This window comes from Halopseudomonas pelagia, assembly GCF_009497895.1.
In the GTDB taxonomy this organism is placed as follows: Bacteria; Pseudomonadota; Gammaproteobacteria; order Pseudomonadales; family Pseudomonadaceae; genus Halopseudomonas; species Halopseudomonas pelagia_A.
On record NZ_CP033116.1, the window covers coordinates 2,008,734 to 2,028,724 of the forward strand.

Annotated in this window: 20 protein-coding genes and 1 tRNA gene; 2 read left to right on the forward strand and 19 right to left on the reverse strand. The window is 57.6% G+C overall.

Annotated features, from left to right (window positions below; all coding sequences use genetic code 11):
- Nucleotides 1-125 precede the first annotated feature (125 nt).
- From EAO82_RS09490 to ccoN, 13 genes are all read right to left on the reverse strand, one after another.
- The gene (locus EAO82_RS09490; RefSeq protein ID WP_174958808.1) at nucleotides 126-1,319 is read right to left on the reverse strand and encodes an MFS transporter; all 1,194 of its coding nucleotides are present in this window, start codon (nucleotides 1,317-1,319) and stop codon (nucleotides 126-128) included.
- Entirely contained in the window at nucleotides 1,309-2,184 is an 876-nt protein-coding gene (locus tag EAO82_RS09495; RefSeq protein WP_096348519.1) for an ion transporter, read from the reverse strand. The genes EAO82_RS09490 and EAO82_RS09495 overlap by 11 nt, the downstream gene beginning before the upstream one ends.
- Nucleotides 2,185-2,247: 63 nt before the next feature.
- Nucleotides 2,248-2,793: an adenine phosphoribosyltransferase gene (locus EAO82_RS09500; RefSeq protein ID WP_096348520.1), complete on the reverse strand. Its 546-nt coding sequence runs from the start codon at nucleotides 2,791-2,793 to the stop codon at nucleotides 2,248-2,250.
- A gap of 23 nt (nucleotides 2,794-2,816) precedes the next feature.
- Nucleotides 2,817-3,551 carry a fumarate/nitrate reduction transcriptional regulator Fnr gene (gene fnr, locus EAO82_RS09505; protein ID WP_096348521.1) on the reverse strand — a complete coding sequence of 245 codons (735 nt, stop codon included), beginning with the start codon at nucleotides 3,549-3,551 and terminating at the stop codon, nucleotides 2,817-2,819.
- 91 nt (nucleotides 3,552-3,642) lie between these two features.
- On the reverse strand, nucleotides 3,643-4,392 hold the full coding sequence (locus EAO82_RS09510; RefSeq protein WP_096348522.1) for a sulfite exporter TauE/SafE family protein: 750 nt from the start codon (nucleotides 4,390-4,392) through the stop codon (nucleotides 3,643-3,645).
- Nucleotides 4,389-4,637 (reverse strand): cbb3-type cytochrome oxidase assembly protein CcoS, encoded by a 249-nt coding sequence (ccoS, locus tag EAO82_RS09515; protein WP_096348523.1) that lies wholly within the window; start codon nucleotides 4,635-4,637, stop codon nucleotides 4,389-4,391. Before ccoS ends, EAO82_RS09510 begins: the two co-directional genes overlap by 4 nt.
- A complete protein-coding gene (locus EAO82_RS09520) occupies nucleotides 4,634-7,114 on the reverse strand; it encodes a heavy metal translocating P-type ATPase (RefSeq protein ID WP_096348524.1) in 2,481 nt (826 codons plus the stop codon). The genes ccoS and EAO82_RS09520 overlap by 4 nt, the downstream gene beginning before the upstream one ends.
- A gap of 2 nt (nucleotides 7,115-7,116) precedes the next feature.
- Nucleotides 7,117-7,632: a FixH family protein gene (locus tag EAO82_RS09525; protein WP_096348525.1), complete on the reverse strand. Its 516-nt coding sequence runs from the start codon at nucleotides 7,630-7,632 to the stop codon at nucleotides 7,117-7,119.
- A 4-nt stretch (nucleotides 7,633-7,636) separates the two neighbouring features.
- Complete coding sequence (gene ccoG, locus EAO82_RS09530; protein WP_096348526.1) at nucleotides 7,637-9,052, reverse strand: cytochrome c oxidase accessory protein CcoG; 1,416 nt, start codon at nucleotides 9,050-9,052, stop codon at nucleotides 7,637-7,639.
- Nucleotides 9,053-9,189: 137 nt separating this feature from the next.
- Nucleotides 9,190-10,092: a cytochrome-c oxidase, cbb3-type subunit III gene (gene ccoP, locus EAO82_RS09535; RefSeq protein WP_096348527.1), complete on the reverse strand. Its 903-nt coding sequence runs from the start codon at nucleotides 10,090-10,092 to the stop codon at nucleotides 9,190-9,192.
- Nucleotides 10,089-10,280 carry a cbb3-type cytochrome oxidase subunit 3 gene (locus tag EAO82_RS09540; protein WP_096348528.1) on the reverse strand — a complete coding sequence of 64 codons (192 nt, stop codon included), beginning with the start codon at nucleotides 10,278-10,280 and terminating at the stop codon, nucleotides 10,089-10,091. The genes ccoP and EAO82_RS09540 overlap by 4 nt, the downstream gene beginning before the upstream one ends.
- A gap of 6 nt (nucleotides 10,281-10,286) precedes the next feature.
- A complete protein-coding gene (ccoO, locus tag EAO82_RS09545; RefSeq protein WP_096348529.1) occupies nucleotides 10,287-10,898 on the reverse strand; it encodes a cytochrome-c oxidase, cbb3-type subunit II in 612 nt (203 codons plus the stop codon).
- A complete protein-coding gene (gene ccoN, locus EAO82_RS09550; RefSeq protein ID WP_096348530.1) occupies nucleotides 10,898-12,340 on the reverse strand; it encodes a cytochrome-c oxidase, cbb3-type subunit I in 1,443 nt (480 codons plus the stop codon). Before ccoN ends, ccoO begins: the two co-directional genes overlap by 1 nt.
- 395 nt (nucleotides 12,341-12,735) lie before the next feature.
- Between ccoN and EAO82_RS09555 the strand changes: the two genes are divergently transcribed.
- On the forward strand, nucleotides 12,736-13,380 hold the full coding sequence (locus EAO82_RS09555) for an alpha/beta fold hydrolase (RefSeq protein WP_096348531.1): 645 nt from the start codon (nucleotides 12,736-12,738) through the stop codon (nucleotides 13,378-13,380).
- Nucleotides 13,381-13,392: 12 nt separating this feature from the next.
- Here the strand turns inward: EAO82_RS09555 and EAO82_RS09560 are convergent, their stop codons facing one another.
- The 5 genes from EAO82_RS09560 to EAO82_RS09580 all read right to left on the reverse strand — a co-directional run bounded on the left by EAO82_RS09560 (nucleotide 13,393) and on the right by EAO82_RS09580 (nucleotide 18,399).
- On the reverse strand, nucleotides 13,393-13,557 hold the full coding sequence (locus tag EAO82_RS09560) for a hypothetical protein (protein ID WP_153274281.1): 165 nt from the start codon (nucleotides 13,555-13,557) through the stop codon (nucleotides 13,393-13,395).
- Nucleotides 13,558-13,574: 17 nt separating this feature from the next.
- Nucleotides 13,575-14,725 (reverse strand): IS3 family transposase gene (locus EAO82_RS09565; RefSeq protein WP_153274282.1). Its coding sequence is split into 2 segments (ribosomal slippage): nucleotides 13,575-14,488 and nucleotides 14,488-14,725, totalling 1,152 coding nucleotides; the frame shifts between segments, so codons are not numbered across the junction.
- A gap of 48 nt (nucleotides 14,726-14,773) precedes the next feature.
- Entirely contained in the window at nucleotides 14,774-16,366 is a 1,593-nt protein-coding gene (locus EAO82_RS09570) for a methyl-accepting chemotaxis protein (RefSeq protein ID WP_096347638.1), read from the reverse strand.
- Nucleotides 16,367-16,503: 137 nt separating this feature from the next.
- Nucleotides 16,504-17,787 (reverse strand): TRAP transporter large permease, encoded by a 1,284-nt coding sequence (locus EAO82_RS09575; protein WP_096347637.1) that lies wholly within the window; start codon nucleotides 17,785-17,787, stop codon nucleotides 16,504-16,506.
- 18 nt (nucleotides 17,788-17,805) lie between these two features.
- Entirely contained in the window at nucleotides 17,806-18,399 is a 594-nt protein-coding gene (locus EAO82_RS09580; RefSeq protein ID WP_096347636.1) for a TRAP transporter small permease, read from the reverse strand.
- A 158-nt stretch (nucleotides 18,400-18,557) separates the two neighbouring features.
- On the opposite strand from EAO82_RS09580, the gene dctP reads away from it, so the two are divergent.
- Complete coding sequence (dctP, locus tag EAO82_RS09585; protein ID WP_096347635.1) at nucleotides 18,558-19,712, forward strand: TRAP transporter substrate-binding protein DctP; 1,155 nt, start codon at nucleotides 18,558-18,560, stop codon at nucleotides 19,710-19,712.
- Nucleotides 19,713-19,760: 48 nt separating this feature from the next.
- Here dctP and EAO82_RS09590 read toward each other — a convergent pair.
- Nucleotides 19,761-19,855 (reverse strand) — tRNA-Sec (locus EAO82_RS09590).
- Nucleotides 19,856-19,991 lie beyond the last annotated feature (136 nt).

Genomic DNA, 19,991 nt, shown 5'->3' on the forward strand with positions numbered 1-19,991 from the left:
TTAGGTAATCCACCGTGTACAGCGCACGGGCATCACGGTGTTTTTATTATTGGATGGATCATAAGCAACCTTGCTCTGAAGGTCTAGGTGCAGGGTTGGCAATACGCGCAGAGCGCGTGGCGTCTTTAAGCCGGGAAACTTTTGCGGCGCAAGTAAACAATCAACCCGAGGTTGATCAGCAGGACCAGCAAACTGCCAGCCACAACGCTCGGCCAACCGGCCAAGCGCCAGAAGGGCTCCAGGTAATACACCCCCAGAGCCGAGCCAAGATAGTAGAAAACGGAATACAGTGAGGACGCGCTGGCCTTGCTGTGGGTCGCATGCTGATTGATCCAGGCGTTGGCCAGCGAATGGGTGAGGAAGAAGCCGAACGCATTACATAACAAGCCGGCAAGGATCAGCCACAATTGCTCCGAGAGAGTGATCAGGCAGCCGCCGATCAATAACAACACGCCGATGGCCATCCCCGGCAACCCGCCTCCGTAGCTCAGGCGACCGGACAGTGCAGCAGAGAAGGTGCCGGCCAGATAGGTGAGAAACAGCAGGCCCAGTGCACCGGCACCGAGTTGCCAGGGTTCCGCGCTGAGGCGAAAGGTCAGATAGGTGTACAGGTTGATGAAGATCATGAAGTTGCAGCCGCCGAGCAGAAACGCTGGCAGCAATTGTCGATTGCACAGATGATCAATAAAACTTCGGAAGCTTCCTGCCAGTGACAGCCGCTGCGGGAGAAAACCGGCAGGGCGGGGCAGCAGAATCGCCACGCAGATCAGGCCGAGCAAGGTGAAGGCCGCGAGGCTGAGAAATACCGCCTGCAATCCCAGATGCTCACCAATAAAGCCCCCTGCTAACCGCCCACCCGCGCCACCGACAGTGTTGCCCGCGATATACAGCCCCACTGCGGCGACCATTGCCTTGCGGCTCATGCTGTCGCCCAAGTAGGCGATCGCCACCGCTGGTAGCACGCCCAGGCAAATACCCAAGGCTGCGCGTAACCACAGCAGTAGCGAATAGTCGGTGGTATAAGCCATGGCCAGATTGAGCACTAAGGTGGCCGTGATACCTGCCAACAGCGGGCCCTTGCGGCCAATCGCGTCTGACAGAGGGCCATGCACCAGCAGCGAACAGGCCAGTGTCAGGTTGGTCAGGGTAAATACACTGCTGGCCTGCAGGCTGGTGATCTGGAAGGTCTCGGCAATCAGCGGCAGCAGCGGATGTATTGCATACAGATTGGCAAACACCACCAGTGACGCCAGAATCAACGCCAGACAGGCCCGGCGAAAAGCCGGGGTGCCTTTTTCAATCAGCGGTTCAACGCTCACGCAGTGCGTTACGCAATGAGCTGAGTTCTTCGCGTAGCTGCCGTACCTCTTCCAGAAGTAGCTCCTGATGCACTCCGGACAAGGTGCTGGCATGCTGTTCTGCCTGCACCTCGCCAACGGTACCTTCTTTGAGTGCTTTGGCCGCTGCGATGCGTTCACGCTGATTCTGGATGGCGTCGACGATCACCGCGATAAACAGGTTGAGCATCATGAATGTGGCAATCAGGATAAAGGGCACGAAGTACAGCCAGGCGAACGGGTAAACCTCCATGACCGGGCGCACGATACCCATCGACCAGCTCTCCAGCGTCATGATCTGGAACAGCGTATACAGGCTGGCGCCCAGGGTGCCGAACCAGTCGGGGAAGGCTTGGCCAAACAGCTGGGTCGCAATCACCGCGGCCACATAGAACACCAGGCTCAGCAGGGCGACGATGCTACCCATGCCTGGCAGGGCCGACAGCAGCGATTGAACTACGATCTTCATGCTTGGCACTATGGATACCAGTCGCAGGACCCGCAATACGCGCAGCGCGCGAAGCACTGCCAACGGACCGCTAGCCGGGACCAGCGCAATGGCAATTACCAGGGTATCAAACAACCCCCAGGGATCCTTCAGCAAGCGCCAGCCATGGGCGACGAAGCGTAGACCGATCTCGATCACAAACATGCCGAGAATGATCTGATCGAGCAGTTTCAGCACACCGCCCCAGTGCCGCATCATGGTCGAAGAGGTTTCCAGGCCGAGGATCACCGCGTTGATCAGAATCAGCGCCATGACCAGAAGTTGGATGCGTGGCTGCTCCAGCCGTTCAGCCAGCCGCTGACGCCAGGGCTGGGACATATCTAGGGTAGTGGTGTTCATGTGTGCTCACACTCTGAGCGCAGGCGCGCTCAGGATAACGGGTTGGTTGGATGCAGAACCGGCTTATTCGTCCAGCTCGAAAGCACACAGGGTATAAGTGGGAATATCGGCATCCTGCATCTTGCGGGAGCCGCCGAGGTCGGGCAGGTCGATAATGGCGGCGGCCTCGTAAACATTGCCGCCGAGTTGCTTGATCAGTCTGGCTGCAGCCAGAAAGGTGCCGCCAGTGGCAATCAGGTCGTCGAGCAACAACACCTGCTCGCCGCCCTTGAGCGCATCGCGGTGCATTTCCACTACGCAGTCACCGTATTCGCTGCTGTAGGTTTCGCTGATCACATCGGCAGGCAGCTTGCCGGCCTTGCGTACCAGAATCAGCGGTTTATTCAACTCGTAGGCGAGCACTGAACCGAGCAAAAAGCCGCGGGCATCGATAGCGGCAATGTGTGTAATGGGTGATTCGACATAGCGTTGAATCAGGCTGTCAGCGACCATGCGCATCGCGCGGGGTGACTGGTACAGTGGGGTGATGTCGCGGAAGGTCACCCCGGCCTTGGGGAAATCGGGTATCGGGCGGACCAGGGATTTGATGCTGTACTCGTCAAATATCATTACGGGAGTCCAATGGCGTTAATTCAGTCACTTTGGCCGCCGGCTAGGGCGCAGAGTTCAATGTGGTCGAGTATATCAATCTGTTTGCCGTCTGCGGCAATCAGACCTTGTTGTTGAAACCGGGTAAATACCCGTGAAACGGTTTCGACTGCCAGACCCAGATAGTTACCGATTTCGCTGCGCGACATGGCCAGGCGAAAGCACTTGGCTGAGTAACCGCGCGCGCGATAGCGTGTCGACAGGTTGATCAATAAAGTGGCAATGCGCTCATCGGCAGTTTTCTTCGAGAGCAGCAGCATCATCTGCTGATCATCGCGAATTTCCCGGCTCATCAGGCGCATGACCTGCTTGCGTAGTTGCGGCATGGTCGCAGTCAGGTCATCCAGGCGCTCAAATGGTATTTCGCACACCGAGGTGGTTTCCAGCGCTACCGCGGAGACGGGATAGCGCTCGCTGTCCATACCGGACAAGCCGATCAGTTCACTGGCCAGATGAAAGCCGGTGATTTGCTCTTCACCGTTATCCGACAGGCTGAAGGTCTTTACCGCGCCGGAACGCAAGGCATAGATCGACTCAAAGGGGTCGCCCTGACGAAACAGCATTTCACCTTTTTTCACCGGTCGCCCACGCTTGACGATGTTGTCCAGCACTTCCAGCTCTTCGTCATGCAATGCCAAAGGCAAACACATGCCTGAGAGGCTGCAGTCCTTGCAGTGGGTTTCGGGTAGCGCAGCGCGCAAGGTGATGGGAGTACTCATGGGCAGCTTCCTGGCTGAGGTCTAGCGGTACAGTAATGACTGTAAAGCGTACATCATGCATGGCTATTCTGCCATTTATCCCATAGTGGGGTCAGTGGTGCTGATGTTCCGTAGCTTCTGCGGGCAGGCTTTGATTAGCCTCATGGCTGCCGTGCCCCATCAACCACGCCTGGTGGGGTCCCGGTATGGTCCACAAGCCAAAGAGGATAACCAGCAACGCGGCGGAGATGCGCACATGGCGCTTGCGCAACCAGCGCAACATTGTCTGCGCCGCCAGACCAGTGGCCATCAGCGTTGGCAGCGTGCCCAAACCAAATGTCAGCATCAGCCCGGCAGACACCCCCGCATCGCCTTGGCTGCTGGCCCAGATCAGCGTGCTGTAGACCAGCCCGCATGGCAGCCAGCCCCATAGCGCGCCTAGTGCGATGGCCTGGCTAGGCGATTTGACCGGCAGCAGTTTGCGCGCACGTGGCTCGATATGCCGCCAGAGTCCGCGGCCCAACTGTTCTATGCGGGTCAACCCGGACCACCAGTTAGCCAAATATAAACCCATGGCGATCATCAGCAATCCGGCAAGGGTGCGCAACAGAATGCCGAGGCCAAGATCCTGGATCAGCCAGCCAAGACTGCCGACCAAAGCGCCGGCTAGGCTGTAGCTGGCGATTCGCCCGGCGTTATACCCAAGCAAAATGCGCCACAGCGGCCAACCTTTGCGCTGTTGCGCCGGGATGGCCATGGTCAGCGCGCCCATCAGGCCGCCACACATGCCGATGCAGTGCCCGCCGCCGAGCAAGCCGAGCGCCAGGGCAGTGAGAAACAGCGGCAGAAGCTCGGCGTTCAAGATCGGTAATCTCGGTCTTCGTTTTCCGCAGCGGACGCTTCGAGGTCTTTTGGCTGGTCAACCGGTGTCGGCTTTTCTTCTGGCTGGGCGGCCAGATGCGCCGGGTCTTCGTCGTCGAACAGGATGCTGTGTGCAGGGCCGTCGAGGTCATCGTACTGGCCGCTATCGACTGCCCAGGTGAACACCCAGATGGCGATTATGACCAGTACCACGGCGATGGGGACCAAAATATATAAGAATGTCATACCGCCGTCTCCAATAGCACGGGAGCGCCGCGCTGAGTGACCTGCTGCTGGTCCATGCGCACCAGGCGCAACGCGTTCAGCACTACCAGCAGTGAGCTGGCGGACATACCAATGGCAGCCCAGGCGGGTGTAACCAGGCCCAGCGCCACCAATGGCAGGATACCGGCATTATAGGCGCCGGCCCAGAACAGGTTCTGCACCACGATGCGTCTGGTACGCCGAGCCCCGCTCAAGGCCTGCAGCAGCACCGTCAACTGACTGCTGAGCAGCACTGCGTCGGCGCTGGTTTTGGCCAGGTCAGACGCCTCGCCCATGGCAATGGAGATATTCGCGCTGGCCAGCACCGGTACGTCATTGACCCCGTCGCCGAGCATCAGCACCTGACGGCCCTGGCTCTGCAGTCCCTGCACATAGGCGAGTTTATCCGCAGGGCTGGCATTACCAATGGCCTTTTCGATGCCCAATTGATCAGCCATGCGGGTGACCACCTGATCATGGTCGCCGGAGAGCAGGATGACCTGAAGCGCGCGGGCTTTGAGTCCTTGGATCAATTCGGCAGCATCGGGGCGCAGGCGGTCGTTGAGTACGAACCAGGCAATCGGGCCCTGCTCGTCACCGAGTAGCAGCCACTGACCGGGTTCGTCAGGCAGTTCGGGTGCTTCATGGCTACTTGGCATGGCACTGAACTTGGCACTGAGCTCACTGACAAAAGCGGGTTTGCCAATACGCAGTAGCTGGCCCTGGCAAATCCCTTCCAGTCCCAGGCCGGGGTGGCTGGTGACGCTGTCAGCCTGCTCCAAGGTGCGGCCAAAGGCACGGGCGATGGGATGCTCGGAGCGGGCTTCAAGCATCCGCGCCAGACGCAAAGCCTGATCGCTGTCCTGGCCGGCAAAGGCTTCAACACGCTCCAATGTCATCCGGCCTTCGGTCAGCGTGCCGGTCTTGTCGACAATCACGGTGTCTATTTTGGTCAAACCTTCGAGCACATGACCGCGGGTGATCAACAGCCCGAGTTTCTGCAGACTGCCGGTGGCGGTGGTCAGTGCCGTGGGGGTGGCCAACGACAGCGCGCAAGGGCAGGTGGCGACGAGCATTGCCAGTACGACCCAGAACGCTGTTTCGCCATTGGCCAGCCACCACCAGAGACCGCCGACGACGACCGCGGCACTCATGACGATCAGCAGAAAATACTGCGCCGCCTGATCGGCAATTTGCGCCAGGCGTGGCTTGTCGGTCTGTGCGCGCTCGAGTAATCGTACGATGGCGGACAGGCGCGTCTGCTCGCCAATGGCGTTGACCCGAATACGCAGCGGGCCTTCAACATTCAGGGTGCCGGCGGTCACCTGTTCGCCAACGCGTTTGGCCAGCGGCAGGTATTCACCGGACAGCGCAGACTCATCCACGCTGCTGATGCCGTCAATGATTTCACCGTCGGCAGGGATGCTCTCGCCTGGCTTGATATCCAGCAAGTCGCCGGGCTGCACTTCGTCCAGCATCACCCGCTGCGTATGCCCCTCGCTGTCTACGCGCATGGCGCTGGGCGGCAGCAGGTTGACCAGTTTGGCGCTGCTTTCCACCGTGCGCTGCCGCGCCCGGCGTTCCAGATAGCGCCCGGCGAGCAGGAAAAACGCAAACATGGTGACCGAATCGAAGTAGATTTCGCCGGTATTGGTTACCGTGGCCCAGACTCCAGCCAGATAGGCGCCGCCGATCGCCAGAGATACTGATACATCCATGCTCAATCGGCGATTACTCAGGTCTCGCCAGGCGCCCTGGAAGAAGGGCGCGCAACTGTAGAGCACCACGGGCGTGGTCATTAACAGGCTGACCCAGCGCAGGATAATGGCCATATCCGCAGTCAGGTCCTGATTGAATTCCTCATACAGGGCCATCGTCGCCATCATCACCTGCATGAACATCAGCCCCGCCAGGCCCAGGCGACGCAGATAACGTCGATTCTCGGCGGCAATCTGCTCGCTGGCCTTGTCCGCTTCAAACGGATGCGCGCCATAACCGATGCGCTTGATCTCTGCCAGCAGTGCAGATAGGCGCGTCTGTTCCGGGTTCCAAGTCAGTGTCAGGCGGTGATTGCCCAGGTTCATACCGGCCTGACTGACGCCAGGCATCTGGCTCAGGCGTTTCTCGATCAACCAGCCGCAGGCTGCGCAGCTGATGCCTTCAATTAATAACTGGATCTGCTGCTGATCACCTTCACTATGCACATAGCGTTGCTGCACGTCGGCGCGGTCGAGCAGTTCCAGTTCGTCCTGTAGTACCCGGGGGAGGGCTTCGGGATTGACGGCATTATCGGTGCGGTGGCGGTAATAGCTTTCCAGGCCGCCCGCCACGATGGCTGCGGCGACCGCCTGACAGCCCGGGCAGCACATGGCTCTGGGCTGCTCGAGTATGACGCAGGTCCAGGAAGCGCCGGTCGGAACCGGCTCGCCACAGTGGTAGCAGGGGACAGGATTAGCCATGCTTACTCGGCGCTGAGACGGTAAGTCTGCCCGCTGCCCAGGTTGATCTCATCGGTCAGACGCCAGCCTGTTTCGCCAGGTTTGGTCGGGTCGCTCAGATCGACGTAGTGACGACCCTGCATGGATTCAGACAACTGCCCGGCGTACTGATTGCCACCAATGCGCTTGAGCAGCACGGTGCGGTCGCGTTCCGCGTGAGAAGGGGAGATCAAGTCCAGTTGCAGGTCGGCCGGCAGCGGCTCCAACTGACCCTCAAGGTTCAGACTGATCTCGCCTGTTACCTCGTCCACGCTGAACTCGGAGGACAGCTGCAGCTCATCAGCCAACTGATCGCGGCCCAGGTGCATGTTGATCGCGCGACCTTCCTTGTAATAGTTGTCGCGAACCATGCTGTCCTGGTGTGCTAGCGAAATAAACAGCAAACCCAGCCCGATGACTACGGCAAACACCAGAATTCCGATGATGAACCAGGGCCAGAACTGCTTGTACCAGGGTGGAATGATTTCGTCTTGCTGCATGTAATTACCTGAGGTTAGGGCCCATGAAACGGCTTTCGGACAGCGTTGTCACTTCGGGGTCGTCTTCAGCGGTGACGCGGAAGTTGACTGGCATGTTGGTGCTTTCCAGGAATGCCGGATCCAGCTGCACGTTCACCGGCAGTTGCAAGTGTCCGTTGGCCTCGACAGTCAGGCGGTTGTCCGGCAGATTCATCTCCAATTCCGGATGCCCTTCGATGCTCAGATCAAAGGTGCGCTCCTGCTGGGCCTTGTTGAAGATCCTGACAATATACACGTTCTCGATATCGCCGCCGCGGGCCTCGCGGAACAGCACGTTGCGGTCACGCTGCACGTCCAGTGACACTTCGGACAGGCTGGTAACAGTCACGATGAACAAGCCGATCATGATCGCCAGGGCCGCACCATAGCCGAGCAGTCGCGGACGAATGACCTGGGTCTTCTCGCCGCTGAGGTTATGTTCGGTGGTATAGCTGATCAGGCCTCGGGGGTAGTCCATCTTGTCCATGACTTCGTCACAGGCATCCACGCAGGCGGCGCATTGAATGCACTCGTATTGCAGGCCGTCGCGGATGTCGATACCGGTCGGACATACCTGAACGCACATGTGACAGTCGACGCAGTCACCCAGCCCCACCGCGGCAGGTTCAACGCCTTTCTTGCGTGGCCCGCGCTGCTCACCGCGGCGCGGGTCATAGGCGACGATCAGCGTGTCCTTGTCGAACATCACGCTCTGGAAGCGCCCGTAGGGGCACATGTAAAAGCACACTTGCTCGCGCAACCAGCCGGCATTGATGTAGGTGGCCACGGTAAAGAAGAACACCCAGAACAGCGCCCAGCCACTGATTTGCAGGGTAAAGGTATCCGGTACCAGTTCGCGAATCGGCGTGAAGTAGCCGACGAAGGTTAGCGCGGTGATTACCGACACGCTCAGCCAGATGCTGTGTTTGGCAGTACGGCGAGCAAGCTTGTTGACGTTCATCGGTTGTTTGTCGAGCTTGATGCGCGCGTTGCGCTCGCCCTCGGTGACCTTTTCCGCCCACATGAAAATCCATGTCCATACGGTTTGCGGGCAGGTGTAACCGCACCAGATGCGGCCGGCAAACACGGTAATGAAAAACAGGCCAAAGGCGCAGATGATCAGCAGGAAGGACAGCAAAAAGAAGTCTTCCGGCTGGAAAGTGGCACTGAAAATATGGAACTGGCGTGCCGGCAGATCAAACAGCACGGCCTGACGGCCACCCCAATCCAGCCAGGCGGTACCGAAATACAGCAGAAACAGCAAACCCACGCCGATCAGTCGTACGTTGCGAAAAAAACCCTGGTAAGACCGCGTGTGGATCTTGTCGCGCTTGGCGTACAGATCGTAGCTCTGAACCTGACCCGGAGGGGTAACATTCTTGACGGGAATTTTTTCGCTCATGATGATCCGCCGTGGTGTTGTGCGAGGGAGGTGTCCCGGCCGGAGGTCCGGCCGGGACTGGTCGTGCTATACCACTCAAGAATAGGGTGGCTGATCGTTCAGCGCCATGCGACCTGGCGTCGCGGCGGGTGGATGGTTCAGTCTGCTTCGGCGTCGGTGTTGCGCTTGGACAGGCTATAAACGTACGCGGTCAGCACGTGCAGCTTGTCTTCACCCAGGTGCGCCTGGGATGGCATGTTGCCGTTACGACCATAGCGCAGGCTCTGCTGAACCTGCAGCATGCTGGCGCCGTAGAGCCAGACATCGTCAGTCAGGTTAGGTGCGCCCAATAGTGGGTTGCCTGTGCCGTCCGGGCCGTGGCATGCCACGCAGTTGGTCTTGAAGATCTGTTCGCCAGCAGCAATATCCACGCCTTCAGTTTCCAGTCCGGACAGGCTACGAACATAACCGGCCGTGTTGCGAACACCAGACTCGCCGATGACTGCCAGCCAGGCCGGCATCGCCGCCTGACGGCCGCCATTGAGCGTGGTGCGAATCTGGTCCGGCTCACCGCCCCAGATCCAGTCGTCGTCGGTCAGGTTCGGGAAGCCGTAGGCACCGCGGCCATCAGAGCCGTGGCAGACCGAACAGTTGACCGCAAACAGGCGCTGGCCGATGCGATGTGCGGCGTCGTCCTGGGCAACTTCTTCCACTGACATGTCGGCAAACTTGGCGAAAATCGGTGCGAACTGCTCACGTGCATCCGCTACCTCTTCCTCGTACTGGCTCACTTGGGTCCAACCGAGGATGCCAGGCCATTTACCCATGCCTGGGTATAGCACCAGGTAGATGGCGCTGAACACGATGGTCGCCAGAAACAGGACGAACCACCAGCGCGGCAGGGGGTTGTCGTACTCCTCGATACCATCGAAGGAATGGCCAACGGTTTGGTCGGTTTCTTCCGGCCGCTGCCCTTTGCGGGTAGCGAAGAGCAACCAGAGGATCAGGCCCAGCGTGATCAGGGTCAGGACAATGATGTACCCGCTCCAGAAATTACTCATTCTTTGTTACTCCTAGCGTCTTGCTGCTCACGGCGCGCTTTTTCATCATCAGACTCATCGGCGAAGGGCAGTTGAGCCGCTTCGTCGAAATCTTTTTTCTTGTAGGAGCTATAGGCCCATACGGTGACACCGATGAATGCCAGCATCGCAAGGATGGTGGCAATGCCGCGGAGAGTGTTGATATCCATGGTCGGTTACCGGCGATCTGAAAGAACAGTGCCGAGGTGCTGCAGATAGGCGATCACGGCGTCGATTTCAGCGACCCCTTTGACTTCCTCTTCAGCACCGGCAATGTCTTCGTCGGTGTAGGGCACGCCCAGGCGGCGCAGGCCAGTCATCTTGGCAGCGGTATGGTCGCCGCTCAGGATGTTTTCCTGAAGCCAAGGGTAAGCCGGCATCTTGGATTCAGGCACCACGTCACGCGGGTTGATCAAGTGCGCACGATGCCAATCGTCGGAGTAACGCTGACCCACGCGGGCCAGATCCGGACCGGTACGCTTGGAGCCCCACAGGAAAGGGTGCTCGTAGACGCTTTCACCGGCTACCGAGTAGTGACCATAACGCTCGGTTTCTGAACGGAACGGGCGGACCATCTGCGAGTGGCAACCAACGCAACCTTCGCGGATATAGATGTCACGTCCTTCCAGCTCCAGCGCGGTGTAAGGCCGCAGGCCCTCGATCGGCTGAGTGGTTTCCTGCTGAAAGAACAGCGGGACGATCTGGGTCAGGCCGCCGAAGCTGATCGCAACAACGATCAGCACTACCAGCAGGCCCAGATTTTTTTCTACCAATTCGTGCTTTTTCATTAGTGAGCTGCTCCCTGGGTCATTTGCGCGGCGGCCTGTGCTTCAGCCGGCTGAGAGGCGCGAATGGTGCGCCACACGTTGTAACCCATCAGAAGCATACCAATGAGGAAGAACAAACCGCCGATCATGCGGACAATAAAGCCCGGGTGGCTGGCTTCCAGCGCTTCCACAAAGGAGTAGGTCAGGGTGCCGTCGACGTTGACTGCGCGCCACATCAGGCCCTGGGTAATGCCGTTAACCCACATGGAAACGATATACAGAACCGTACCTACAGTAGCCAGCCAGAAGTGTACGTTGATCAGGCCAACGCTGTGCATCTGCTCACGACCGAAGATCTTCGGAATCATGTGATAGAGCGAACCGATGGAGATCATCGCTACCCAGCCCAGCGCACCGGCGTGTACGTGACCAATGGTCCAGTCGGTGTAGTGGGAGAGGGCGTTGACGGTTTTAATCGCCATCATCGGACCTTCAAAGGTCGACATGCCGTAGAACGCCAAGGACACCACCAGGAAGCGCAGGATCGGATCGGTGCGCAGTTTGTGCCAGGCACCCGACAGCGTCATCATGCCGTTGATCATGCCGCCCCAGCTTGGCGCGAGCAGAATCAGTGACATCACCATGCCCAGCGACTGTGCCCAGTCAGGCAGCGCTGTGTAATGCAGGTGGTGCGGGCCGGCCCAGATGTAGATGGCGATCAGTGCCCAGAAGTGCACGATCGACAGACGGTAGGAGTAGATCGGGCGGTTAGCCTGCTTGGGTACGAAGTAATACATCATGCCCAGGAAGCCAGCAGTCAGGAAGAACCCCACCGCGTTGTGCCCGTACCACCACTGTACCATTGCATCCGTCGCACCCGAATACATCGAGTAGGATTTGAACAGCGTGATCGGCATAGCCATGCTGTTGACGATGTGCAGCACAGCAACGGTAATGATGAAGGCGCCAAAGAACCAGTTACCCACATAGATGTGCTTCATCTGGCGCTTCATAATGGTTCCGAAGAACACCAGGCCGTAACTGATCCAGACCAGAGCGATAAGAATATCGATCGGCCATTCCAGTTCGGCATACTCTTTGGTCGACGTGAGACCCAGAGGCAGCGTAATAACCGCTAAGACGATAACTGTCTGCCAGCCCCAGAACACAAAGGCCGCCAGGCGGTCGGAAAACAGCCGGGCCTGTGAGGTGCGCTGCACCACGTAGAAGGAGGTAGCCATCAACGCGCAACCGCCAAAGGCAAAGACGACCGCATTGGTATGCAACGGGCGCAGGCGTCCGAAGCTGGTCCAGGGCAGGTCAAAGTTCAGGGCGGGCCAGACCAGCTGGGCTGCCAGAAGGACACCAAGGCTCATGCCTACGATACCCCAGATCACCGTCATGACGGCGAACTGACGTACCACTTTGTAGTTATAAGCTGTCGAAGTGGTAGCTGTGCTCATGCGAGGTTCCACGGATAGCAATGGGTTTAAGGGGTCTAAAACGGCGGCAAGTATGAGGAAAGCTGCCCTCGTTTGCAATGACACAGGTCAAGGTATGGTCCGCTTCAAAGCCCTCTGGATGGCCTTTTACAGTACACTCGACGAAGTGGCAGTGGGCAGTGACAGCAATCGATACATCTGCCTGCACGGCGCAAGATTGATAACCGGCGCGAGGTTTTTAGTTGTGTGGCCGGCTCCTTCTCCACGGCTATCAGACGAACGCGGATCGGGCAACGGTAAGCTTAGTACCCCCGGGGCCATGTGTGAAGCACAATAACCCTGTTGATTGCGTGGCATCTTGTCGCAGTTGTGCTCGCGGCTGCCGGGGAATGAACAGATAAACAGGAGATCCGACGTTGCCTGCAAAGCTGATTGACCACCCCGCGAATGGCGCAGCACATGCGACCCTGCTGTTCGCACATGGCGCAGGCGCGCCTATGGATAGCGAGTTCATGCAGCTGATGGCTACGTTGCTGAGCCAGCAGGGGCTCGACGTCGTACGGTTCGAATTTCCCTATATGCAGACTCGTCGCTTGGAAGGTAAAAAGCGCCCGCCTGACCCAATGCCGAGGTTGCTTGACGCCTACCGCGAGCAATGCGGCCTGCACCGCGGCCCGTTATTTATTGCGGGTAAATCCATGGGCGGCAGGGTAGCGAGCATGCTGGTGGACGAGTTGCCGGTAGCCGGCGCTGTGTGCTTTGGTTATCCCTTTCATCCGCCTGGCAAGCCGGAAAAAACCCGCATCGCTCATTTGCAAAATTTACGCCGCCCGCTGTTAGTGCTGCAAGGTACCCGCGATCCGTTAGGTAAGCCGTATGAAGTCGCTGAGTACCCGCTATCCGAGCGCTTGGAACTGAAGTGGTTGGACAGCGCGGACCATGACTTCAAGCCGCTCAAGGCATCAGGGTTGACCCAGCAGGATGTTATTGCCCATGCCGCGCGGTTAGCTGGCGAGTTCTGTCGCCAGCATTTACCTGGTTCAATCGTTAGCACCGGTTAACGGGCTAACCGGTCAGACTCCCAGCGCCTTTGGCAAAATGCCAGTGCTCAGGGTGCCCCAGTGTTTGCCTTTGACCGTCAGCGGTACAAAGAGCACGAATACGATAGTGCTGCTGCCGGGCAGCACAAAACTGCCCATGCCCACATGCTCGCATTTATTCATGTTATCCAGATTCATGAATCGCCCCCAGTATTCTAGACACTCGCCAGACTCTGGTAATGACGCTTTTCGTACTCGACCGGTGACAGGTCACCACTCGTGCCGTGCCGGCGCCTTGGGTTATAAAACATCTCAATGTAATTGAACACGTCTTGTCTTGCAGCCTCGCGTGTTGGATAGATTTGTCGCTTGATTCGCTCCCGTTTGAGTAGCTGAAAGAAGCTTTCAGCTACCGCGTTGTCATGGCAGTTTCCCCGGCGGCTCATGCTGCCCACCAGGTGATTCGCTTTCAGGAAGCTCTGCCAGTCCCCGCTACTAAACTGACTGCCTTGGTCCGAATGAACCATCACACATCCTTGCGGCTTGCGACGCCACACTGCGGCTAACAGCGCGTCTAGCGCCAAGTCAGATGTCATGCGCGGCTTCATCGACCAGCCGACAACCTGACGGGAGAACAGGTCGATAACCACGGACAGATACAACCAACCTTCGTAGGTGCGGATGTAAGTTATATCGGTCACCCATGCAACATTGGGCGCTGCTACATCGAATTGGCGATCCAAGTGATTGGGTGAAACTACCGCAGGCTTCCCACCGTAATGACCAGGGCGGCGGCGATAACCCGTCTGTGAGCGCAATCCCTCGCAGCGCATGAGGCGGGCTACCCTGTGCTTACCGCAAGCCTCACCCGCTTCACGAAGATCCAGATGAATTTTGCGATAGCCATACACGCCGCCGCTTTCCAGCCAAGAGTGTTTTATCTGGCCCAACAGACGCTGATCTTCCCGAGCGCGATCAGACAGCTTGTTGCGACACCATGCATAGTAACCGCTGGGGTGCACAGTCATCATTTTGCACAGGCGGCGCACGGGATATTTGTCCACTTGGCTCTGAATAAACGCGTACCTCAGTCGGACTCTCTGGCGAAGTACGCGGTGGCCTTTTTTAATATATCTCGCTCTTCTGATACGCGCTTGAGCTCGGCCTTCAATCGACGGTTCTCAGCCTGAAGATCATCATCCTGCTGTCGCTGGGCGGTGGGCTTGGAGTAGCGCTTGAGCCATTGATACAGGCTGTGTGCCGACACGCCTAATCGAGCGGCGACCTCGGCAACGGAATGGCCTCGATCTGCCACCTGCTTGACGGCTTCGATTTTGAATTCTTCGGTGTAGCGTGGATTGCTCATTGGACCTCCTGGGTGCCTCGATTATAAGGCCTGGAGGTGTCTACGAAACTAGGGGCGATTCATCACGCCCTTGGCCACAAAGCGCATATGTACACTTTTGGCAGCGTCAATCGCGGGATCGCCAGTCAGCGGCTGCGAGGTAGCCGAGCGGCTGGCAGCCAAATAGCCGTGATTGTCCACGGGCACCATATACACGATACCGTCCTTACCCTGTGAGTCCCACTCATCAAGCAATGGTTGAACCAGCTTCTGGTACGGCTCCGCCCAACTGACGTTGTGCTTGGGCGGGTGGGTATTGGGGATGGGCTGGTATTGCCGGTCAAATACGTTTATGCCCTGCTCCAGCAGTTGTTCAAGGCGGGATTCGATCAGGCGCCGACGCGCCATCAGCTTGTCCGTTGCGCCTTCCAGGTTGCCCTGTCCTAGGCGGAAGTTGCACAGCGCCTGCAGGACCAGATTGGTGTTTTCCAGCTGGGTATCTGCGTGCTCAAAAACACTGCTGACGCACTGGCTGATCCCCACACTGAGATCGCGTATGGCGCTGCCATGCTGGTGGGTTTCAGTGTTCGTTACGGTCAGTTGTTCCAGCGCGCTGCTGACCATCAATAGATCATCATTGGCCTGCTGGAAATCTTCGACCATCCGTTCAAACTGCTCAGCGGCGGTACTGACCGCGCTGCCGGCCTGGTTGGTCTGAGCCTGCATGGTCTGGGTCTGCTGATCCGCGCCGGCCATGGCATCGAGCATCTGCTCAATCAGCTGGCCAATCTGGGTTGCTGCGCTGCCTACCTTGACCGATAGATTGCGCACTTCGTCGGCGACAACGGCAAAGCCACGACCATGCTCACCCGCGCGGGCGGCTTCTATCGCAGCATTGAGAGCCAACATATTGGTCTGCGAAGAAAAATCCTGGACTGTGGTGAGAATGCTGCGGATCTGGCCGGAGGTGCTGTCCAGCGCTTCGATATTGGTCTTGAAACCCGTCATGCTCTGACTGATTTGTTGCATCTGTTCACGGGCGTCGCCGAGCTGCAGTTTCGAGCTGCGCGCTACTTCCAGGTTGCGGCCGTTCATCTCGGTGATGATGCCCGCGCGGGAGGATATGTCCTGTAGCGCCCGAGTGGTTTGCTCGCTGGCCTGGAAGATCAATTCTGACAAGTTCTTTTGTTGCTGGGCATCATTGCCGGCGTGCTCGGCGAGTAGACGGTTTTGCGCTGAGGACAGCGCAATACGCAGGCTCTGTTGCTGCAGGTCGAGCATGATGTCGCGAAGCCGCGAGGAGAACTCGGCAAGTTGTGCACTTAGCGGGTCGGCAGCCCGCTGGGGCGAGTCGTCCGGGGCCAGATCTATCTGCACGGCATTGGCTTTGGATAGCTGCGCTTGTGCAGTCTGACTGCCGCCGTTCAATAACCGCACTTCCTTGATCAGCATCAGCGCCACAGGCGTGAGCAACAGGCTAGCGCCGAACAGCAGACCACTGCTTAGCCAGAGTAATGCCGCGCTGAAAAACAACTGACTGGCCAAGAGTAAAAGACAAAGGCCGGTAGGGGAAAAGATCTGCGCGGCGGGTTGACGAAAACCGTCTGCATTCCCTTCCGCCCTTTTCATGCTACGCATATTGTCGATGGTCTCGCTGCTCATGTGGTCTGCACCTTATACCCCTGAAGAGGTTTATTATTCTGGTTCAGAAACATTATCGGCAGCGCTGTCAGTTTGCTTTAGCTTGTCGAGCAAAACAGCAGGTCAGGGTGGTTGGCCGCCGCCCTGATTCGACTGCGTCAGCCACCGCCTAGAGAGGGAAGCCATAGCGAGATGGCGGGGAACATGATCAGCAGTGCGGTGGCCAGCAGCAATATCAGAATGAACGGCAGGGTGCCGCGGATCACGTCAAAATAGGGCCTGCGGAACACCGCCATAGCGGTAAAGATGTCGCACCCGAACGGCGGCGTGGCTGAACCAATAGCTGCCTGGAGGGTGACAATCACGCCCACATGGACCGGATCCAGACCCGCTGCCGCCACTGCCGGTTTGAACAGCGGCGTCAGAATCAGGATCACCACGATGGGGTCAACAAACATGCAGCCGACGAAAAACGACACGGCGATCAACCCCAGCACCAGCAACTGACTGTCGCCGATAGTCTCGATCACAGGTCCGAGGATAGCCTGCGGTATGCCAGCAAAGGAGATGGTGTAGGTAAAGGCGTTACCCGCCGCGACCAGGATAAAGACCACCGCCGTAATCAACCCGGTGGAAAGAGCTATGTCCCATAGCTCGGTCACCTTGACCGCCCGCAAGATCACCACTTCCAGCACCAGCGCATAGAGTACTGCAATGGCCGCAGCTTCGGTCGGGCTGAAAATGCCGCCGTAGATGCCGCCGACGACTACTAATGGAAAGCCCAGGGGTAGCAGCGCCTTTTTCAACGCCTGACCGCGCCTCACCCAGGTAGCCTTTTCTTCAGGCGCGATGCCCATGCGCAGAGAGGCATACCAGCAGTACACCGAGAACATCAGCAGAATCAGCAAGCCGGGCAGGATGCCGGCGATAAACAGGTCACCAATTGACGCGCCCGAGACTACGCCGTAAATGATCATGCCGATACTGGGCGGGATCAGCAGGGCAATGTCGCTGGAGTTGATAATCAGCGCAATGCTGAAGGAGTCCGAATAGCCTTTTTCCAGCAACTTCGGCCGCATCGGACCACCCATGGCCACCACCGTGGCCTGAGTAGAACCGGAAACCGCGCCGAACAGAGTGCAGCCAGCAGCGGTAGTGATCGGCAGTCCGCCGCGCAAGTGCCCGACAAAGGTCTGCACCAGATCGAGCAGACGATTGGCGGTGTGGCCACGGGTCATCAGGTCCGCAGCGAAAATAAACAGTGGCACAGCCGCCAGTGCCCAGCTCTGCACGCCGCTGATCATCTGGCCCATAAGCAGCCCGACGTTGTTCATGTCGATCACCAAAAACATGAACATCAAGCTGGCGACCAGCAAAGGCACCATCATCGGAAAGCCCAGGAGCAACAGCACGATCATGGAAATGATAATAATAGTCAGCATGATGGGGTCCGCCCCTCCTTAGGTGGTGAGGTCGTCGGGCACGTCGTCATATCGCTCTTTTTCACTGAACGAGCGATAAATATCCGCTGAGGTCATATTGCGCAATGCGGTCAGCCAGTACTGAATGCCGGCCAGAGCAAAGCCAATGGGCACTATCAGATAAGGTATCCATAACGGAATCTGCAGAGCCGAGGATTTACGCCCGCGACTCTGGATGGCACTGACATACTCATAGGCATGCCAGCAGAAATAGAACATCAAGGCGCCGGTCAACAGGCAGATAGTGATCAAGAGCGTTTTTCTCGGCCAGCCCTTGAGCTGATCATAAAACGCTGACATGCAGATATGCCGCGCACGTCGAACCCCGTAGCCGAGGCCGGCAAAGGTCATGATCACGATGCACATCTGGGTCAGTTCTACCTGGCCGGTTACACCGCTACTGAGTAACTGCCGGGCCAGCACATGCACTACCAGCATCCCGGAGATAAACAGGACAGTGCAGCCTAGGATCAGTTTTTCGATCTGTTCGGTAACGCGATCCAGCAAACTTAAAGCGCGAATTAACCCTTTGTTCCAGCCGCCTGTGGCCGGGGGTCCGTCGGAATCGGGCATTAGATTGTCCTCTGCATACAGTCTGCAATACGGCACTGTTGCCAAATAGCGCTTTGAATGTTGCTTAATTCAACATAACCCAAGTCGATTGTTTTTGCATAGCGTAGCTTGTGCTAAGGTTAAAAATGTTAACCAGAACAATTGATAAGGAGTGTTCCATGATATTGCGTAATGGATTGATCGCCGGGGCAGTAATACTGTTAGCGGCGTGCGGATCAGATGAGCAGGAAACAGCCGCTACTGCTCCGGAGACCGCAACTCCGGAAACGGAAGAAGTTGAGGTCACCACATGGGGCTTTGGTTTGGAAGAAATCGAAGGCAGTGTGCAGTATGAATACGGCGAGAAGTTTGCCGAACTGATCAACGAGAAGTCCGATGGCGAGATCGAGGTCAAACTCTATCCTTACGGCCAGTTGGGCGGTTTGACTGACATTTATGACCAGGTTCAGGAAGGCGCTATTCAGTTAGCCTTCGGCTCTGGCTTTTTGGGCGGTACCGTTCCCGAGTCACAGCTGTTCAGCTTGAACTTCGTACTGACCGATGACGAAAAGCTCAACACCGAAATTCTCAACGATCCGGCGTTCCGCAAGCATGAAGACCTGGTTGCTGCGTTCGGCGAGCGCAACTTGCAACCACTGGCTATAGTGCCCGAGGGCTGGCAGGTATGGAGTGCCAACAAGGCTGTACGTACGCCTGAAGACTTTGACGGTATGGCAATCCGCGTAATGGATAACCGCCTGCTGCGCGAAACCTACAGCGCCTATGGTGCAGAGCCTACCACCATGGAATACGGTGAGTTGTTCAGCGGCATGCAGCTGGGTCAACTGGACGGTAACATCCAACCGGTTTTTGCCCATCAGGAAATGGACTTTTATCAGGTTCAGGATTATCTGATTTTTGCCAATCAGGCGCAGTTTATCGCTACCTTTATGGGTAACAAGGAGTGGTACGACGGTTTGTCTGATGAGCATAAAGACATGATCGAAGAGACTGTCGTCGAGTTGGTACCGTATGTACATGATGTGCAGACGCGCCTGAATACCGAGCGTTTGGATATCATCACCGAAAACAGCGATATCGAGCTGGTTTATCTGACCCCTGAAGAGCGCGATGCGTTTCGCGAGCTGAGCATTCCGGTACGTGACACCTTCGCCGAAATGGTCGGTGAGCGTGGCGAGCGTCTGATGAACGCTTTGATTGAGCAGGTTGAAGCCGCTCAGTCAGGTGATGAGACACCTTCTCAAGAGACTGACGCGGAAGATGGTATGCAGGAAAGCGATGAATCGGCAATGGATGAAGCCGACGCCGCTTGATTGCCTGTAACCGATATTGCGCATTAGGTGTTGTGCAATAACGGTGATTGGCGGAAGGGAATAGGAGTCGAACCTACCAGACGCGCCTGGCGCATCTCACCGGGTTTGAAATCCGAGCGCCCCACCGGGGACGATGCCCTTCCATCAGTCGCAAACTAGCATAGCGCGCCGCCCGGCGCGCTATCTATAAAGGTCATGGATTACGGCGGATAACAACCGCGTGTATCCAACTCCTGACATCCCGCCGATCATTAGTTCTTTCGCACTGGCCTGCCAGCC

Coding starts and splice junctions, on each gene's coding strand:
- EAO82_RS09495 (WP_096348519.1), bottom strand. CDS start 2,184: ATGAACACCACTACCCTAGATATGTCCCAGCCCTGGCGTCAGCGGCTG.
- EAO82_RS09500 (WP_096348520.1), bottom strand. CDS start 2,793: ATGATATTTGACGAGTACAGCATCAAATCCCTGGTCCGCCCGATACCC.
- fnr (WP_096348521.1), bottom strand. CDS start 3,551: ATGAGTACTCCCATCACCTTGCGCGCTGCGCTACCCGAAACCCACTGC.
- ccoS (WP_096348523.1), bottom strand. CDS start 4,637: ATGACATTCTTATATATTTTGGTCCCCATCGCCGTGGTACTGGTCATA.
- EAO82_RS09520 (WP_096348524.1), bottom strand. CDS start 7,114: ATGGCTAATCCTGTCCCCTGCTACCACTGTGGCGAGCCGGTTCCGACC.
- EAO82_RS09525 (WP_096348525.1), bottom strand. CDS start 7,632: ATGCAGCAAGACGAAATCATTCCACCCTGGTACAAGCAGTTCTGGCCC.
- ccoG (WP_096348526.1), bottom strand. CDS start 9,052: ATGAGCGAAAAAATTCCCGTCAAGAATGTTACCCCTCCGGGTCAGGTT.
- ccoP (WP_096348527.1), bottom strand. CDS start 10,092: ATGAGTAATTTCTGGAGCGGGTACATCATTGTCCTGACCCTGATCACG.
- EAO82_RS09540 (WP_096348528.1), bottom strand. CDS start 10,280: ATGGATATCAACACTCTCCGCGGCATTGCCACCATCCTTGCGATGCTG.
- ccoO (WP_096348529.1), bottom strand. CDS start 10,898: ATGAAAAAGCACGAATTGGTAGAAAAAAATCTGGGCCTGCTGGTAGTG.
- ccoN (WP_096348530.1), bottom strand. CDS start 12,340: ATGAGCACAGCTACCACTTCGACAGCTTATAACTACAAAGTGGTACGT.
- EAO82_RS09560 (WP_153274281.1), bottom strand. CDS start 13,557: ATGAATCTGGATAACATGAATAAATGCGAGCATGTGGGCATGGGCAGT.
- EAO82_RS09570 (WP_096347638.1), bottom strand. CDS start 16,366: ATGAGCAGCGAGACCATCGACAATATGCGTAGCATGAAAAGGGCGGAA.
- EAO82_RS09575 (WP_096347637.1), bottom strand. CDS start 17,787: ATGCTGACTATTATTATCATTTCCATGATCGTGCTGTTGCTCCTGGGC.
- EAO82_RS09580 (WP_096347636.1), bottom strand. CDS start 18,399: ATGCCCGATTCCGACGGACCCCCGGCCACAGGCGGCTGGAACAAAGGG.
- dctP (WP_096347635.1), top strand. CDS start 18,558: ATGATATTGCGTAATGGATTGATCGCCGGGGCAGTAATACTGTTAGCG.